This is a genomic window from Pandoraea terrae (assembly GCF_902459695.1).
Taxonomy (GTDB): Bacteria; Pseudomonadota; Gammaproteobacteria; order Burkholderiales; family Burkholderiaceae; genus Pandoraea; species Pandoraea terrae.
Genome location: NZ_CABPRZ010000019.1, coordinates 75,581 through 91,151, shown reverse-complemented (window position 1 = coordinate 91,151; position 15,571 = coordinate 75,581). Strand labels below are relative to the sequence as shown.

Below are 15,571 nucleotides of genomic sequence, written 5' to 3'. Positions count from 1 at the left end.
GCGCTGACCCCTTTCAGGAAAAACGCCATGCCCGAAAAACATCTCTCCAGCCAGTTTGATTCCGATCTGAATCAAGTGTGCTCGCGCGTGCTTGAAATGGGCGGCCTCGTCGAGTCCCAGATCGTCACGGCGATGGAAGCGCTCAACAAGTTCGATCGCGCATTGATTGAGCAGGTGATCACGCAGGAAAAGAAGCTCAATTCGATGGAAATCGAAATTGACGGCGAGTGCAGCAACATCATCGCGCGCCGCCAGCCGGCCGCCCGCGATCTTCGTTTACTGATCTCGATTTCGAAGACGATTACCAACCTTGAGCGCGCTGGCGATGAAGCCGAAAAAATCGCCAAACGCACGCGTCATCTGCTTGAAGACGGCGCCGCCCACAGCCTGAATTTCTCGGAAATCAAGGTCTCCGGCGAGATGGCGGCGCAACTGCTGCGCCGCACGCTTGACGCCTTCGCGCGCCTGGATGTGGTCGCGGCGGCGGAAATCGTGCGCGACGACAAGGCGATCGACGAGGAATTCCGCGGCTTCGTGCGAAAGTTGGTCACATACATGATGGAAGACCCCCGCACGATTTCGGCCGGCCTGGATTTCCTCTTTATCGCCAAGGCGATCGAGCGGATTGGCGACCACGCCAAGAACATTGCCGAATTCATCATCTACATCGTCAAGGGCACCGACGTCCGGCATGCATCGCGCGAGGATCTCGAGCGCGAAGCCTTGGGCAAATAAGTGGTCCGACATTACTGAAGGTTTGAGAGGAATCGATGCCCAGCAGCATTCTGATTGTCGAAGACGAGCCCGCGATTTCGGAGCTGATTTCCGTCAATCTCCAACACGCGGGTCATTACCCGATTCGCGCGTACAACGCCGAACAGGCGCTGACGCTGATCAGCGATGTCCTGCCGGACCTGGTTCTGCTCGACTGGATGTTGCCCGGCAAGTCCGGTGTGACGTTCGCGCGCGAGTTGCGCGCGAATGAGCGTACCAAGCACGTGCCGATCATCATGCTGACCGCCCGCAGCGAGGAGCAGGACAAGGTGATGGGGCTCGAGATCGGCGCCGACGATTACGTGACCAAGCCGTTCTCGCCCAAGGAACTGATGGCGCGTATCAAGGCGGTGCTGCGCCGCCGCGCACCGCAATTGACGGAAGACGTGGTCAGCGTCAGCGGACTCAAGCTCGACCCGGCGACGCATCGCGTGACGAGCCACCAGGAAGGCAACGAGATCAAGCTGGATCTGGGGCCGACCGAGTTCCGCCTGCTGCACTTCTTCATGACGCACCCCGAGCGCGTGCATAGCCGCTCGCAATTGCTCGATCAGGTGTGGGGCGATCACGTATTCGTGGAAGAGCGCACCGTCGACGTCCATATCAAGCGCCTGCGTGCGGCGCTCAAACCGGCCGGCTTCGATGCTATGATCGAAACCGTGCGCGGCAGCGGCTATCGCCTGACGAAGTCGCCGATGTGAATGCGGGGCGCCACCGGCGCCCCGGCCGCCGCGCGCCGTTCCCGCATCGGGCGGCGCGTCCGGCAGCCGCCCACGCAGAGGTGGCAGGACATCTTACTGTGCATTGCATATGAACATCATCTGGGCGCGTGCGCTGGCCATCCTCCTCCTGCAAGCGGCCATCGCGGCAGCCGTGGGCTGGCTGCTCGGCGTACGCGCAGGCTTCATCACGGCGATCGTGCTGCTGGTGATCCAAGCGTTTTTCAATGTCCACCACGCCCAACGCCTGTGGCGGCTGCTCGACGCGCCCGTCTATGGCGAGGTCCCGAGCGCACTCGGCCTGTGGGGGGAAATCTACTACCGGCTGCACAAGCTCGCCAAGCGCTGGCACAGTCAGGTCAAGCAGGTCGAGCAGCAGCACGCGCGCTTCATCCAGGCCATTCAGGCCTCGCCGAACGGCGTCATCATGCTCGATGAGCAGAACCAGATCGAGTGGTGCAACGCCATCGCCGAGCATCACTTCGGCATCGACGCCAAGCGCGACCTCCGGCAACAGATCACGCATCTGCTGCGCCAACCGACCTTCGTTCACTACCTCGCGGCCGAGCGCTACGACGAGGCGCTCATCATGTATCACATGGGCGATCGCCGGCAGAATGTCCTGTCCGTGCAGGCATTCCCGTATGGCGATAACCGTAAGCTCGTCATCTCGCTCGACGTGACTGATATCGAACGCACGGATGCCATGCGGCGTGATTTCGTTGCCAATGTCTCACACGAACTGAAGACACCGCTCACGGTATTGAGCGGCTTTCTCGAGACGGTGGGCGAACTGCCGCTGTCGGCCGAAGACATTCAGCGTTACGTCGAAATCATGCGCCAGCAGGCCTCGCGCATGCAGAACATCGTCAATGATCTGTTGACCCTGGCGAAGCTTGAAGGCAACGCCAAGCCGGCAGGCGACGAACGGCTCGACATGGGCCAGCAGATCCGCTCGCTCAGGGACGATGCGCAGGGACTGTCGCAGGGCAAACATGTCGTCGAAGTCGACGCCGTGGGCGGACTCGACCTGCGCGGCGCCGAGAGCGAGCTGCACAGCGCGTTTTCGAATCTGGTCAGCAATGCCGTGCGCTACACGCCGGCCGGCGGCACGATCCGTATCGAATGGGCGCCCGACGCCGGTGGCGGCGCCCGCTTCTCAGTGATCGATTCGGGACTGGGGATTCCGCCGGAACATATCCCGCGCCTGACGGAACGCTTCTATCGCATCGACCGCAGCCGGTCGCGCGATACCGGCGGCACCGGACTGGGACTGGCGATTGTCAAGCATGTTCTGACACGCCACCAGGCCCAATTGCAGATCAAAAGCGAGGAGGGCAAGGGCAGTACGTTCACGATCCGCTTCCCGTCCACGCGCGTCATGCATGGCGAGATCAAGGCCCCGGCGGGCCTGGCAGCCAACGGATAGGGTGCGCCGGCCGCCGGGTCAAAAGACTCAGGTTCAAAAGACTCAATTCCGGGTCGCCTCGCTCAACAGTGCGATCTGGCTGTTGAACGGCGTCTTGCCGGGACGCCGCCGGGCGTAGGTGCCGTCGGGTTGCATCAGCCAGGCCAACTGATTGTCGCGCAGGTGCACCATCAGGCCCTCGCGAACCACACGTGCCTTGAGCTTGCTGTCGTTTACCGGAAACGCCACCTCCACGCGCCGGAAGAAGTTCCGTTCCATCCAGTCGGCGCTCGACAGCATCACGCGTTCGTTGCCGCCCGCATAGAAGTAGTAGATGCGGTGGTGTTCGAGAAAGCGGCCGACCAGCGAGCGTACAGTAATGTTCTCGGACAACCCGCGCACGCCCGCACGCAGCGAGCACACGCCGCGCACGATCAGATCGATCTTCACGCCGGCGCGCGAGGCCTTGTAAAGCTCGGCGATGATCGACGGTTCGAGCAGCGCATTCATCTTCGCGATAACGCGCGCCTTTTGGCCGGCTTGGGCCGCTTCCGTCTCCCGGCGAATGGCTTCGAGCAGATTCGTGTGCATCGTGAACGGCGACTGCCACAGACCCTGCAGCGGCGTTTGCCCGCCGATCCCCGTCAGTTGCTGGAACACCAGATGGACGTCATGACAGAGCTTCTCGTCGGCCGTTATCAGCCCGAAATCGGTGTAAATCCGCGCCGTGCGCGGATGATAGTTGCCGGTACCGAGGTGGACGTAGCGCTTGAGCTGGGTCTTCTTGCCGGAACGGTTGCGGCGCACCACGAGGAGCATCTTCGCGTGGCACTTGTGGCCCACCACGCCGTAGACGACATGGGCGCCCACGGCTTCGAGCTGCGCGGCCCAGTTGATATTCGTCTCCTCGTCGAAGCGGGCGAGAAGCTCCACGACGACGGTCACCTCCTTGCCGTTGCGTGCCGCTTCCATCAGCGCGTCCATCAGCGCCGACTCGATGCCGGTACGGTAGATGGTCTGCTTGATGGCGAGGACGTCGGGGTCGCGCGCTGCCTGCAGCAACAGTTCGAGGACCGGCTGGAAGCTGTCGTACGGGTGATGCAGCAGCAGATCGCCCTGATCGATCACATCGAAGATCACGTGCGACGACGCGAGCCGTTTGGGCTGCGCCGGGACGAACGGTGCAAACTTGAGGTCGGCGCGGTCCACCATTTCCGGCAACGACATCAAGCGGACCAGATTGACGGGGCCCTTGACGCGGTAGCAGTCCACGTCACTCAGCCCGCATTCGACCTGCAGGCGGCGCACCAGCCGGCCGGGCGCACCGGCATCGACTTCGAGGCGCACCGCATCGCCGAGATGGCGTGCAGGCAATTCGCCTTGCAGCGCGGTGCGCAGATTGGTGATTTCGTCTTCGTCGACGAACAGATCGCTGTTACGGGTTACGCGGAACTGGTGGCAACCCTTGGCGGTGAGTCCCGGAAACAGTTCGCTTGCAAAGCGCAGCATGAACGAGCTGAGCAACACGAACGAGTTCGCGTACGGCGCGATTTCCGGGGGCATGCGCACAAGCCGCGGCAACGCGCGCGGCGCCTGCACGATCGCCATGTCCGCTTCGCGGCCGAAGGCGTCCTTGCCTTCCAGTTCCACGGCAAAATTCAAGCTCTTGTTCAGCACGCGCGGGAACGGATGCGCCGGGTCGAGCCCGATCGGCGTCAGTACCGGCACCAGTTCGCGCAGGAAGTAGTCGCGCGCCCACGCCACCTGGGCGTCGTTCCACTGGCCTGACGGATGGAACGCAATGCCTTCTTTTTCCAGCAACGGCAACAGCGCGTCGAGCAGGGCGTACTGTTTCTCGACAAGCCCCTGTGCCCGTGCCGAAACTTGCGTGTAGACTTGCTGGAATGTCATGCCGTCCGGCGTCAACATGCCGGGGTTTTCCCGCATCTGCTCCTTCAGGCCGGCAACGCGGATTTCGAAGAATTCGTCGAGATTGCTGCTGACGATGCAGACGAACCGCAGGCGTTCGAGGAGGGGCGTGGCTGCGTCGGTTGCTTGTGCCAGGACGCGTTCATTGAACGCAAGGATGCCAAGCTCGCGGTTGAGCAGCGGATAATTCATATTGAAAGAACGGTAAACATTGGCTTGGCGTGAATTCTTCATCTGCTCTGTTACATTCTTGTGACATTCACAATTGTCACCTTCATGTCATATTCGCTTTGTAACGTATTCGTCATTTCCCTGTCGAGCACGCGCCGCTGTTGGATGTCGTCCGGCAGTGCGAGCGGCGACGGGTCTTTTGCATGCGCCCGCCCATGAGTATGCCATCGCCCTTGCTTGCGGCCGTCGATCTCGGCTCCAATAGTTTTCGCCTGATCATCGGCCGCGTCGAAGAAACGCCTGCCGGCAGCCAGATCTATCAGGTCGACGCCTTGCGCGAGCCAGTCCGTTTGGCTGCCGGCCTCAATACCGACAAATACCTCGATCACCCGTCGCAACAGCGCGGCTGGGACGTGCTCAAACGTTTCGGAGAGCGTCTGCGTGACTTTCATCCCGATCATGTCCGGGCCGTCGCCACGAACACCCTGCGTGTCGCCAAGAATGCCAGCGATTTTCTCGTCGAAGCCGAACGCGCGCTCGGGTTTCCGATCGAGGTGATCGCCGGGCGGGAAGAGGCGCGCCTGATCTACGCGGGGGCTGCGCATTCGGTGCCGACCTGTGCAGGGAATCGTCTGGTGGTCGACATCGGGGGCGGCTCGACCGAGTTCATTATCGGACAGGATTACGACCCGCAGATCATGGAGAGTCTCTATATCGGCTGCGTGAGCCACAGCCGGCAGTTCTTTCCGAGCGGCAACGTCGACGAATACGCCATGAAACAGGCCGAACTGGCTGCACGGCGGGAAATTCAGATCATTGCCGGCCCGTATCGCGATGCCGGGTGGTCGCAGGCAATCGGATCGTCCGGCACGGCGCGTGCGCTGGCCGAATTGATCGAGGCGAACGGCTTCAATGACGGCGGCGGCCATGGATTGACCCGCAACGGCCTCGAGCGATTGAAGCGCGCACTCATCAAGGCGGAGAACGCCAACCGCGCGAAGCTTGCCGGACTCAAGCAGGATCGTATCCCGGTGTTGCCGGGCGGTTTATCGATCATGCTGGCCGTCTTCAACGAACTGGAAATCGAGTCGATGGAGACAACCGACGCCGCATTGCGGCTCGGCGTCCTCTACGACCTGCTCGGCCGCTCCCACCATCAGGATATGCGGGCGGTGACGGTCGAGCAGTTCATGCGGCGCTACGGTGTCGATCGCGCCCAGGCGGAGCGCGTCGGGAACCTCGCGATCGGTTTGTGCGGGCAAATCGCGGCGGAGGACGAAGACCAGCGGGAAGAGGACGAGGCCTTGTTGAGCTGGGCGTCGTCGCTGCACGAGATGGGGTTGTCGATTTCACATAGCGCCTATCACAAGCATTCGGCATATATCGGCAGCAATGCCGACATGCCTGGCTTCTCGCGTCCCGATCAGGCGCGCCTGGCAGAGCTGCTGCTCGGGCACGTCGGCAAGCTGGGCAAGCTGGCGGCGCAACCGCGCAAAGTCGGCTGGCACCTGCTGTTCTGCCTGCGTCTGGCCGTGCTGTTTTGCCGCCGCCGCACCGACGCGTTGCCGGCAGACATCGAAATCAGCGCCCTCGACGATGGGTTCCAGGTGCAGGTCGAACGCGCGTGGGTCGAAGCGAATCCGTTGACCGAGTACAGTTTGCAACGCGAGGCGGCCGAATGGGAGAAGATCGGGATGCGTTACAAGGTGGTCTACGCGTGAGCCCCTGCTGACGGACGTCTGTTCGGCAGGCACGTCACCATGAAAAACGCCCGGCATTGCCGGGCGTTTGCGCATCCGATGCGAAGCGGGTCATCCGCCAAGGCGTTCGGCGATCGCCGCGCCGAGGAAGTGGCGAGCGTAGCGCGGATTGATGTCGGACAGTCGGAAGAACGTGAGGAAGTCCGCCGTATTGAAGTCGGGGTCCCAAGCCGGTGCGCCGCAGATACGGGCGCCCAGTCGCAGATAACCCTTCACGAGCGCGGGCGGCTCGACTTCCAGCGTCGCGTTCAGTTCGTCGACGGGCAGCGCGATACGCGGCACCGCGTGGTATTCGGACGGTGCCATCGCGCTCGCCTGCAGCTTGCGGTAAAGGCTGGCTGCGTAGTGGCCACCGTCGGCCATCGGCACGCTGGCGCAGCCAAGCATCGTTTCCAGGCCGTGGCGCAGCATGTAGTCGGCCAGGCCGCTCCACAGGGCCATGATCACTGCGCCGCCACGATAGCTCGGGTGCACGCACGAGCGGCCCGTTTCGAGCATTTTCGGCCGCAGATGCTCGAGGCGCGACAGGTCGAATTCGCTTTCCGAGTAAAGCCGCCCGAGGCGCTTGGCCTGTTCCGGCGGCAGGACGCGGTAGGTGCCGACGACCTTGAGCGTGTCTTGATCGCGCACGAGCAAGTGGTCGCAGTACTCGTCGAATTCATCGACGTCCAGACCGGCGGGGCCCTTGAGCGTTGCCCCCATTTCCTCGGCGAAGACTTCGAATCTCAGGCGCTGTGCTTCGCGAAGTTCGTTTTCGTTGCGCGCCCACGCCACGGCCAGATTCGGCTTGAGAGTGTCTTCAGGGCGTAGAAGCCGCCTCCGGGACGTAGGGGTGAGAGTGGACAGCGGCATTGTGGGGGTCGGCAATTCGCGCATACAAGCCCTTTTTTTGACAGTCGCATTGCGACGTACTTTAAAAAGCATCAATGTCGATTCCGTGAACAGGAAGTGACAATTCTATGACAAAACGCGTTTGGTCACGGTTCAGCCCCTGTGGGCGGGGCTGAGCGACGGTTGGGCTAGACAAGATCCGGGTTGATGACGGCGCGCAGGACCACTTGGCTTTCGTCTTCACGGCGCCGGGAGGCGAGCCACCACAGGCCGCCTTTCTTGAGGGTCCAATAGGCTTCCTGGCCTGACATCAGCAAGCTGGCGAGCTGGCCGAGGGCGGGCTGGTGGCCGACGATGACGATGGTCTGGTTATTGTTCGGCCAGTCGATGGTGCCGAGCAGCGTCATGGCGGTGGCGCCGGGCGCGAGATCACGGACGATGCGCGGGCTGTCGGTCAGGGCTTCGGCGGTCTGTATGGCGCGGCGGGCCGGGCTGGAGAGGATGAGGGCATCCTTGGGCAGGCGGCGGCGCAGCCACTCCGCAACGTCTGCGGCCTGTTTGTGGCCGCGCTCGGTCAATTCGCGCTGCAGGTCGGCTTGCGCATTCATTGCGAGCGTGGAGGGAAGGTTTTCGGCGTCGGCGTGACGCCACAAAATCAGGTTCATCGGATCTCGTTCGGACATGGGCGGTCTCCACTATGCCGGCGTTTCATGGCGGGAGGATGAAACGCGCGAAAGGACGGAACTTACATCGAAGCAACGCATATGACGGCGAATTCATGCCAAAAAGAGGAGTTTGCCCAAAGTGGCGGACTCGATGCCTCGCCCGGCCTGCGTGACCGCCTCCGAAGCGGTCCCGACAATAATATGACCGCACATCACCGCTATCCGTTGACGCAGACACCGTCACCCACTAGAATAGCCCCCTTCGTCGGAGCGTAGCGCAGCCTGGTAGCGCATCTGATTTGGGATCAGAGGGTCGTAGGTTCGAATCCTATCGCTCCGACCAGTATTTGCAATAAACTCCATTGCTTGTAAAACGCCCCCTCTGAACTGCACCCCAAAGGTTGGATTGATGTCCAACTTTACGGGGTCAGTTCACTCAGGGGCGTTTTTTCATTTGGCCGGTCAAGGGCAAGCGGGGCAAGCGGGGCAAGCGGGGCAAGCGAACGGGCACAGTGGGCTGTCGTCACGATGGCGAGCGGATTTTCCGGGGGCCGGCGTCATTCTCGTGGGGGATGCCAAATTCGTGTACAATGTCGCCCGTGCCGGGGTATGTGGCACATCCCGGGGAATTCCTTGGGGAATGTCTTGGTATGGGGCGAACTGCCGCAAATGCGCGGTGTCGTCACATTGATCAATCTTGTCAGCCAGGCTGGAAGGTGCGGGCGGCGGCTTATGGAATGAGCCGGCCGGTCGAATGCCAATCGGGAGTTCGCAGAGGAGGTGAGTCGCGGTCCCGCCAGTCATGGTGTTGTGAAGTCCGTTTCAGCGCAGTTGCGTGTCATGCCGGGAGACCCGTTACGGAGATCCGGTTTCGCATGCGCGGGCGGTATTTATAATTCCGGGTTTCGTACCCGCAAATATTTTGGATATTGCATGACCAAGATCGTTATCAAAGACGGTGAACCCGTTGAAGTTGCACTGCGTCGTTTCCGCCGCGCTATCGACGGCACGGGCCTGATCAAGGAAATCAAGGCACGTGGCGCTTACGAAAAGCCGACGGCTGAGCGCAAGCGCAAGAAGGCGGCCGCCGTATCGCGTCTGCGCAAGCGCCTGCGCAGCATGACGCTGAAGAAGAAGATGTATTAAGCACGACGTGCGCACCAACGGGTGCGTAGCTTGCTGAAGAAAAACCCGCCAAATGGCGGGTTTTTCTTTTGGCGGGCGGGAACAAGCGGTGACCGGATATGGCTTGGCGGCGGGGCGTGAGCGCCGGGCCCAGGCCTCGCCATCCGGTCAATGGGTAATACCTTGCTGCGACTTGATCTGTTCGGCGCGGGCGGCCAGTTGTTGCGCCTGGCCGGGCGTATACGGGTAGTTGAATTCAGTGATTGGGGCGAGGCCGAGTTCGATGGCGGCCTGCAGCTCGGCGCGCACGGCTGCACGGGTTTTCCCGCCCGGCGACGGTTGGGTCGTGGCGGACGATTGTGCCAGCGCAGGCAGCGCGGCGAGGGCAAATCCGAGGGCACAAAGTGTATTCTTCAGAACGTGTTGCATGATCCACTCCTTCGTGGCGCATTTCGCCACGGTCGGTTCCCGGCCCGTTGATTCATTATATGCACGCCATTTCCCGGCCGGATTTCGGCGGCGTGACACCGGATTCGGCGCAAATGTGCAAGGTCGCCATCGGGCGCGTGATGGGCGCCGGCCGGTTTGCTACACTACGCGTCTCCCAGAATTCAAATTCATTCCCACGTGAAAACGCTGACGTACGCCCAACTTGACGCACTGACCCAGCAGGCAGAGACCTCGCCGCGCCTGCGCATGAACCAGAATCTCCACGAAGCGCTCGACGAACCGATTCAGCGCCTGGCCATTGCGATGGAGCCGGCGACCTATATCCGTCCGCACTGGCACCGTCATACGTGGGAACTGCTCTCCACGTTGCGCGGGCGCTTCGTCGTACTGACTTTCGATGCCGATGGCGTCGTGTCGCAACGTGCCGTTCTCGGTGAGGACGCGCCGGTGCTTGAATCGCCGCAAAACGTGCATCACATGGTCGTGTCGCTCGATCCGGGTGCCGTGATCTTCGAAGTCAAGCACGGTCCATACCGCCCGTTCGTCGAAGCTGACTACGCCGATTGGTCGCCGGCAGCCGACACGCCGGAAGCCGCCGCGCTCATGGCGTGGGCATTGACGGCGCAAGTCGGAGACCGCTGGCAGGCATGATGCCCGGGCGAGCGGGTAATTTTTGCGACAATTGCCCCAGACCGCCTAGTTCCTGGATGCTGAATCGCGATTCTTGATGAGCCGGAGGACGGTCGTTGACAGTCGCGCGTTATGGCTGCGCATGGCGTTATAGGCGGCTTCGGAATCACTGGCGAGGATTGCGGCGACAACTGCCTGATGCTCGGCATGCGACACGGCGAACCGGTCTTCGATCTGTGATTGGGCCTGCCTGAATGGCGCGAGCCGTTCGCGCAGGTCGGCGACCATCGTGGCTATCACATCGTTGTGTGCGCCCGCACAAATCAGTGAGTGGAATTGACGGTTCACTTCCAGATAGCCATCGATGTCGTCAGCGGCGACCAGGTTGGCGCTTTGTTCGTGAAGGAATTCGAGCTCCTTCTTTTCCATTGCGGTCATGCACTCGGCGGCGCGGCGTGCGCATAGCGCCTCGAGTTCGCAATCGGCCTCCAGCAGAACCGAAAGGCGTTCGGCGCCGATTTTTGCGACCACCACGCCGCGGCGCGGAACCACCTCGACCAGACCGCGCGCACCCAGTTCACGCAGCGCCTCCCGGATCGGGGTGCGCGAAACCTCGAAGCGCTCGGCGACTACCCGCTCGTCCAGCTTTTCGCCGGGCTGTAGCGTGCCGTCGATGATCTGGTCGGCCAGGCTTTTATAAATGCGTGCTGCAATAGTCGGCATAGATGATACGAGATTCATGTAGTAATGGAACGCGCACGTCGCGCCGTCCCTCAGCGGCGCTTGCGGCGATTGTAACGCAGCCCGTCCTGGTGTATCCGGGCATGCGCAGTGTTCAGAACACCCCCATCATTCGCGACAATTCGGACACATACTCACCGTAGCGGGGATCCGCTTTGATCGCCTCCGGATCACGTGGCCGAGGCAGATCGATCTGCACTTCGTGAATCACGCGCCCCGGTCGGGGCGACATCACGAGCACACGATCGGACAGGAAAACCGCCTCCTGAATGCTGTGCGTGACGAGCAGGACCGTCAGCATGTTGTGCTGCCAAATGCGTAATAATTCCACATTGAGCCGGTCGCGCGTCAGTGCGTCGAGCGCGCCAAATGGCTCGTCCATGAGCAGCACTTTGGGGTTCAGCAGCAAAATCTGGCCGAGCGCGGCGCGCTGACGCATCCCCCCCGACAGTTCATGCGGGTAGTGGCTGGCGAATTGCTCCAGGCCGAGCATTTCCAGCAGCGCTGGCAGGCGCGCGTCGATCTGTGCGCGCGGCATCTTGCGGAGTTTGGCGCCAAGCCGGATGTTGGCCTGTACCGTCAGCCACGGCAGCATGTTGCTGGTCTGGAAGACGACCCCGATGTCGGGTATGGGGGCGCTGATCGGCTGGCCGCCGTTGACCTGAATCTGGCCATTGTCGTAAGACACCAACCCCGCGACCATGCGCAACAATGTGCTCTTGCCGCAACCGCTCGGCCCCAGGATCGACACGAATTCGCTTTCTCGGATGTCAAGCGAGACATTGTCCAGAACCTGGACTTGCTGCCTTCCATCGAAACGTTTGCCGACGCCACCCACGTGAACCATCCCCACCGGGCTGCTGTCGTTGCTCGCTGATTTGTCGGCGTTTGTCATGATGGGAGTGATGGATTGGGCCGAACGCAATTGACTTGAACGAATCATCAGGCCGTCACTCCTCTCCACCAGACACCACGCGACAAAAGGTCTACGAGCCAATAGAACATCATCGCCAGCAGCGTCACCGCGATGATGGCGGCGAACGATAGCGACGTTTGCGCGTTCGACGTTGCAAAAACGATCAGATGTCCCAGGCCGGCCTCCGCGCCGATGAACTCGCCGACGATGGCGCCAATGACGGCTAGCGGAATGGCAATCTTCAGACCGTCAATGAACGAGGGCAATGCGGCTGGCAGTTGCAATTGCCAGAACGTGTCCCAGCGCGAAGCGCCGAGGGCGCGGAAATGCTCGTCCAGATTGCGGGATACCCCGGCGATGCCACCCATCGTCGCGACCACGATCGGAAAGAATGCGAACAGGACCGCCGCCGCGAGTTTCGATGCGAATCCGTAGCCGAACCAGACGATCATCAGCGGCGCCAAGGCAATCTTCGGCATGCTTTGCAGTGCCATCACGAGCGGATACAAGAGACGTCGCGCCGCCTTCGAGAAACTGACGAGCAGTCCCAAGGCCAGTCCGCTGCCGACGGCCAGAATGAAGCCGGTCACGACTTCCCAGGCCGTGGTCAGCGTATCGCTCAATAGCTGGGCGCGTGTTTCGTAGGCGGCGCTCAGCACATGGGACAGCGGCGGCAACAAATATTCCCGTGTGCCGGACCAGCGCACGCCGAACTCCCAAACGAGCGCGAGTCCGATCCAGAAAACGATGGTTTCGATCCAATGCTTCATGGCATTCTCCCGTTGACGCGCACGTTATTTCTGTCCGCTTTTGGTGGCGACGACATGCGCCGGCGGCGGTACGACGAAGCGCTCGAAGCGGTATTGGTCGAACGATTCGATATTGCGTTCCCAGACCACTGGCGTGTGCTGCGAATTCTCGTCGATCTGGGTCATATCGCAATAGAGTTCAACGTTATTGCCATCGGGATCCTTGAAGACCAGGAAGAAATTATCGCCAGGGCCATGACGCCCGATGCCGCGCACGATCTCCACGCCGTGCTCCTGTAACACGGTCACGGAGCGCTCCATTTCTTCGACGCTGTCGATCAGATACGAGAAATGTTCGAGGCCGGGTCGGGAGTAACGCGGCAGATCATCCAGGTCTGGAGAGTCCTTCGGGAGTTGCGATAGCGCGAGGTCATGGTGATCGGTACCGGCTCGCAAGAAGACCATCTGGTCGCTGATCCAGTCCGATACCTTGAGGCCTAGCACCTCCGTGTAGAACTTCACCGACTTTTGAATATCGCGGACCATCAGCACCATGTGGCCGAGTCGGCGCGGTTTCAACGTGTTCATCTGCTTGTCTCCTGAGCGCGATGCGCCGACCGGCGCACCGTCGCGGCTTTTTTATTCTGTGAATTGATTACTGTAGATGTCGCTTGCCTTGACCGTGCTGCCCAGGTTGAAAGCGCGCGACACGAAATCGACAGTCGCGGTCATGCGTTCAGGGCGCAGCCATCCCGGTTTATGGTGTTCCGGGTCGTCCCTGAGCAGGCCGTTGGTTTGCGTGATCTGTTGCAGAAGGATGGTTTTGTCGAGCAGGGGATATTGCGCCGCGATCACCTCTGCCGCCTCCGCCGGGTGATCGTGCAGGAAGTCATAGCCTTGATACGTCGCTTTGACGAAACGTCGCACGACGTCCGGCTTTGTCGCGATCATGTTGTCAGTCGTCACAATGCCGCTGCCCATCATGTCCAGACCGTAGTCGCGATACCGTATCCAGCCGAGTTGCCGGCCGGCCCGTTGCGCCAGCGCTTGCTGCACAGGCAAACTCGCACCCTCCCAGCACTCCGCCAGGTCGATACGCTTGTCGAGCAAGGCCGTATTGATGACGGCCGGGTCGAACCGGATTGTTTTGATGGCGTCGGGCGGCAAGCCATTTTTCTTGAGCCACGCTGACATGATGTTCTGTACGGGCGACGCACCGCCCCCGCCGAGGGTCATGCCTGCCAGGTCCTTGATGGAATGGATTTTCAGATCAGGCCGCAACAGGTAGCACAGCGCGCCAGGCCAGCGCGTGTTGATGGCGCCGACCATGACGGTCTTGCCACCATGCGAGCGGTTCAAGATGACACTGACCGGGTCGCCATAACCGAGTTCGAATTGCCCCTGATCGATTTCGTTGACGGTACGCTGCCCACCATAGCCGCGCAGGAGCGTGACATCGAGCCCGGCTGCCTTGTAATAGCCCTTTGCCAACGCTACCACTACGCCGCCGGTGCTGCCCTGCGGCAACCACGCCAGGTTAAACCGCACACGATCCGTCGCCTGCGCAGCGGGCAGCACGACAAACGCGGCAGCCACGAGTGCGATGCGCGACAACACGTGGCGTCGCAACGTATTCAACATGTCTTCCTCCAGCGGATGGATCCATTTCTTGGCGATGATACGCAGGCAACGGCAGGTCAGGCAGCAACGACCCGGTTCTCGATCGATCCAATGCCATCGATCGATGCGGTCATGACATCCCCCGGTTTGAGGTACACACCTCGCCCCATGCCGACGCCGGTTGGGGTTCCCGTCGCGATCAGATCGCCGGGCTTGAGCGTGAGGATGCTGGACAAATAGGCAATTTGCTCCGCGATATTGAAGATCATGCCGGCCGTCGTCGCATCTTGCATCATCTCGCCGTTGACCGCCAAGCGCATGCGCAGATTTTGCGGCTCGGCGATGCACTCGCGCGGCACGAACCAGGGCCCGAGCGGACCGAACGTATCGAAGCTTTTGCCCCGGAACCAGTCATGCTTGAACGGATAGTCGGTGCGGCGGTTCAGGTCGCGCGCGCTGACATCGTTGATGACGGTGTAGCCGGCCACATGGTCGTAGGCATTGTCGACGGTTACATGGCGGCCATGCTTGCCGATAACGACCGCGAGTTCCACCTCCCAATCCACGCGCTCGGCGTTGGCCGGAATCACGACGTCGGACAACGTCGGCACAACGCTCGACTCGGCCTTCATGAACATGTACGGCGAGCTTTCGCTGCGTGGCGCCAGCTCAGTCCCCATTTCCTGGGCGTGCTCGTAGTAGTTGGACGCCGTCGCGAAGATGCGCCGCGGGGTATACGGCAGCAACAGCCGATATTCTGTCTGCGGCACCGCGGACAATTTCCCGCTGGCGATGTCGGCCGCAGCGCAGCGCAGCGCCTGCAGCGCCTTTGCGCCAATGTCCTGCCAGTCGTCAATGAGCAGGTTCAGTCCGCCGTCGATGGTACGGCTGAGTCCCGCATCCCGGAGAATCGCGTCTGCGTCATACAGCGCGTCGCCGACGACGAGCCCCGTGCTTGCCGCGCCGCCAATTTCATAGCTTGCTATGCCGAACCAGGTCACTTGCTGCTCCTATATCTCGTTTGCTTGTTATGGATGTCGCCGCGATCAGCGATGTTTGTGGTGTACATTGAATCAAAATAAT

The 15,571-nt window shown here is 61.4% G+C and carries 16 protein-coding genes and 1 tRNA gene; 7 read left to right on the top strand and 10 right to left on the bottom strand.

Annotation, left to right across the window (positions count from 1 at the left end; genetic code table 11):
- Positions 1 to 27 precede the first annotated feature (27 nt).
- The 3 genes from phoU to phoR all read left to right on the top strand — a co-directional run bounded on the left by phoU (position 28) and on the right by phoR (position 2,922).
- Positions 28 to 735, top strand: coding sequence for a phosphate signaling complex protein PhoU (gene phoU / locus PTE30175_RS19915; RefSeq protein WP_150698807.1), 708 nt, complete (start codon positions 28 to 30; stop codon positions 733 to 735).
- Positions 736 to 770: 35 nt separating this feature from the next.
- Positions 771 to 1,475, top strand: a complete 705-nt coding sequence (gene phoB, locus PTE30175_RS19910) for a phosphate regulon transcriptional regulator PhoB (protein ID WP_150698806.1) — start codon at positions 771 to 773, stop codon at positions 1,473 to 1,475.
- Positions 1,476 to 1,584: 109 nt separating this feature from the next.
- On the top strand, positions 1,585 to 2,922 hold the full coding sequence (phoR, locus tag PTE30175_RS19905; RefSeq protein ID WP_150698805.1) for a phosphate regulon sensor histidine kinase PhoR: 1,338 nt from the start codon (positions 1,585 to 1,587) through the stop codon (positions 2,920 to 2,922).
- A gap of 42 nt (positions 2,923 to 2,964) precedes the next feature.
- Here the strand turns inward: phoR and ppk1 are convergent, their stop codons facing one another.
- A complete protein-coding gene (gene ppk1 / locus PTE30175_RS19900; protein WP_150698804.1) occupies positions 2,965 to 5,064 on the bottom strand; it encodes a polyphosphate kinase 1 in 2,100 nt (699 codons plus the stop codon).
- A 152-nt stretch (positions 5,065 to 5,216) separates the two neighbouring features.
- Here ppk1 and ppx point away from each other — a divergent pair, with 152 nt between their 5' ends.
- Positions 5,217 to 6,722, top strand: coding sequence for an exopolyphosphatase (ppx, locus tag PTE30175_RS19895; protein ID WP_420819662.1), 1,506 nt, complete (start codon positions 5,217 to 5,219; stop codon positions 6,720 to 6,722).
- Positions 6,723 to 6,812: 90 nt separating this feature from the next.
- On the opposite strand, the gene PTE30175_RS19890 is transcribed toward ppx, so the two are convergent.
- Positions 6,813 to 7,637 carry a GNAT family N-acetyltransferase gene (locus tag PTE30175_RS19890; protein WP_150698802.1) on the bottom strand — a complete coding sequence of 275 codons (825 nt, stop codon included), beginning with the start codon at positions 7,635 to 7,637 and terminating at the stop codon, positions 6,813 to 6,815.
- A 143-nt stretch (positions 7,638 to 7,780) separates the two neighbouring features.
- Positions 7,781 to 8,257, bottom strand: coding sequence for a SixA phosphatase family protein (locus tag PTE30175_RS19885; RefSeq protein ID WP_150698831.1), 477 nt, complete (start codon positions 8,255 to 8,257; stop codon positions 7,781 to 7,783).
- Positions 8,258 to 8,523: 266 nt separating this feature from the next.
- Between PTE30175_RS19885 and PTE30175_RS19880 the strand changes: the two genes are divergently transcribed.
- Positions 8,524 to 8,600, top strand: a tRNA-Pro gene (locus PTE30175_RS19880).
- Positions 8,601 to 9,190: 590 nt separating this feature from the next.
- Positions 9,191 to 9,403 carry a 30S ribosomal protein S21 gene (gene rpsU / locus PTE30175_RS19875; protein WP_150698801.1) on the top strand — a complete coding sequence of 71 codons (213 nt, stop codon included), beginning with the start codon at positions 9,191 to 9,193 and terminating at the stop codon, positions 9,401 to 9,403.
- Positions 9,404 to 9,550: 147 nt separating this feature from the next.
- Here rpsU and PTE30175_RS19870 read toward each other — a convergent pair whose 3' ends face one another.
- The gene (locus tag PTE30175_RS19870) at positions 9,551 to 9,811 is read right to left on the bottom strand and encodes a DUF4148 domain-containing protein (protein ID WP_150698800.1); all 261 of its coding nucleotides are present in this window, start codon (positions 9,809 to 9,811) and stop codon (positions 9,551 to 9,553) included.
- Positions 9,812 to 10,009: 198 nt separating this feature from the next.
- Here PTE30175_RS19870 and PTE30175_RS19865 point away from each other — a divergent pair, with 198 nt between their 5' ends.
- Complete coding sequence (locus PTE30175_RS19865) at positions 10,010 to 10,483, top strand: WbuC family cupin fold metalloprotein (RefSeq protein WP_150698799.1); 474 nt, start codon at positions 10,010 to 10,012, stop codon at positions 10,481 to 10,483.
- Between the two features lie 45 nt (positions 10,484 to 10,528).
- On the opposite strand, the gene PTE30175_RS19860 is transcribed toward PTE30175_RS19865, so the two are convergent.
- The 6 genes from PTE30175_RS19860 to PTE30175_RS19835 form a co-directional block, all read right to left on the bottom strand.
- The gene (locus PTE30175_RS19860; protein ID WP_150698798.1) at positions 10,529 to 11,185 is read right to left on the bottom strand and encodes a GntR family transcriptional regulator; all 657 of its coding nucleotides are present in this window, start codon (positions 11,183 to 11,185) and stop codon (positions 10,529 to 10,531) included.
- 112 nt (positions 11,186 to 11,297) lie between these two features.
- Positions 11,298 to 12,098: an ABC transporter ATP-binding protein gene (locus PTE30175_RS19855; protein ID WP_224788882.1), complete on the bottom strand. Its 801-nt coding sequence runs from the start codon at positions 12,096 to 12,098 to the stop codon at positions 11,298 to 11,300.
- A 47-nt stretch (positions 12,099 to 12,145) separates the two neighbouring features.
- Positions 12,146 to 12,889: an ABC transporter permease gene (locus PTE30175_RS19850; protein ID WP_150698796.1), complete on the bottom strand. Its 744-nt coding sequence runs from the start codon at positions 12,887 to 12,889 to the stop codon at positions 12,146 to 12,148.
- Positions 12,890 to 12,913: 24 nt separating this feature from the next.
- On the bottom strand, positions 12,914 to 13,456 hold the full coding sequence (locus PTE30175_RS19845; protein WP_150698795.1) for a VOC family protein: 543 nt from the start codon (positions 13,454 to 13,456) through the stop codon (positions 12,914 to 12,916).
- Between the two features lie 51 nt (positions 13,457 to 13,507).
- Positions 13,508 to 14,509 (bottom strand): ABC transporter substrate-binding protein, encoded by a 1,002-nt coding sequence (locus PTE30175_RS19840; protein WP_150698794.1) that lies wholly within the window; start codon positions 14,507 to 14,509, stop codon positions 13,508 to 13,510.
- A gap of 56 nt (positions 14,510 to 14,565) precedes the next feature.
- Entirely contained in the window at positions 14,566 to 15,489 is a 924-nt protein-coding gene (locus PTE30175_RS19835; protein WP_150698793.1) for a fumarylacetoacetate hydrolase family protein, read from the bottom strand.
- Positions 15,490 to 15,571: the final 82 nt, after the last annotated feature.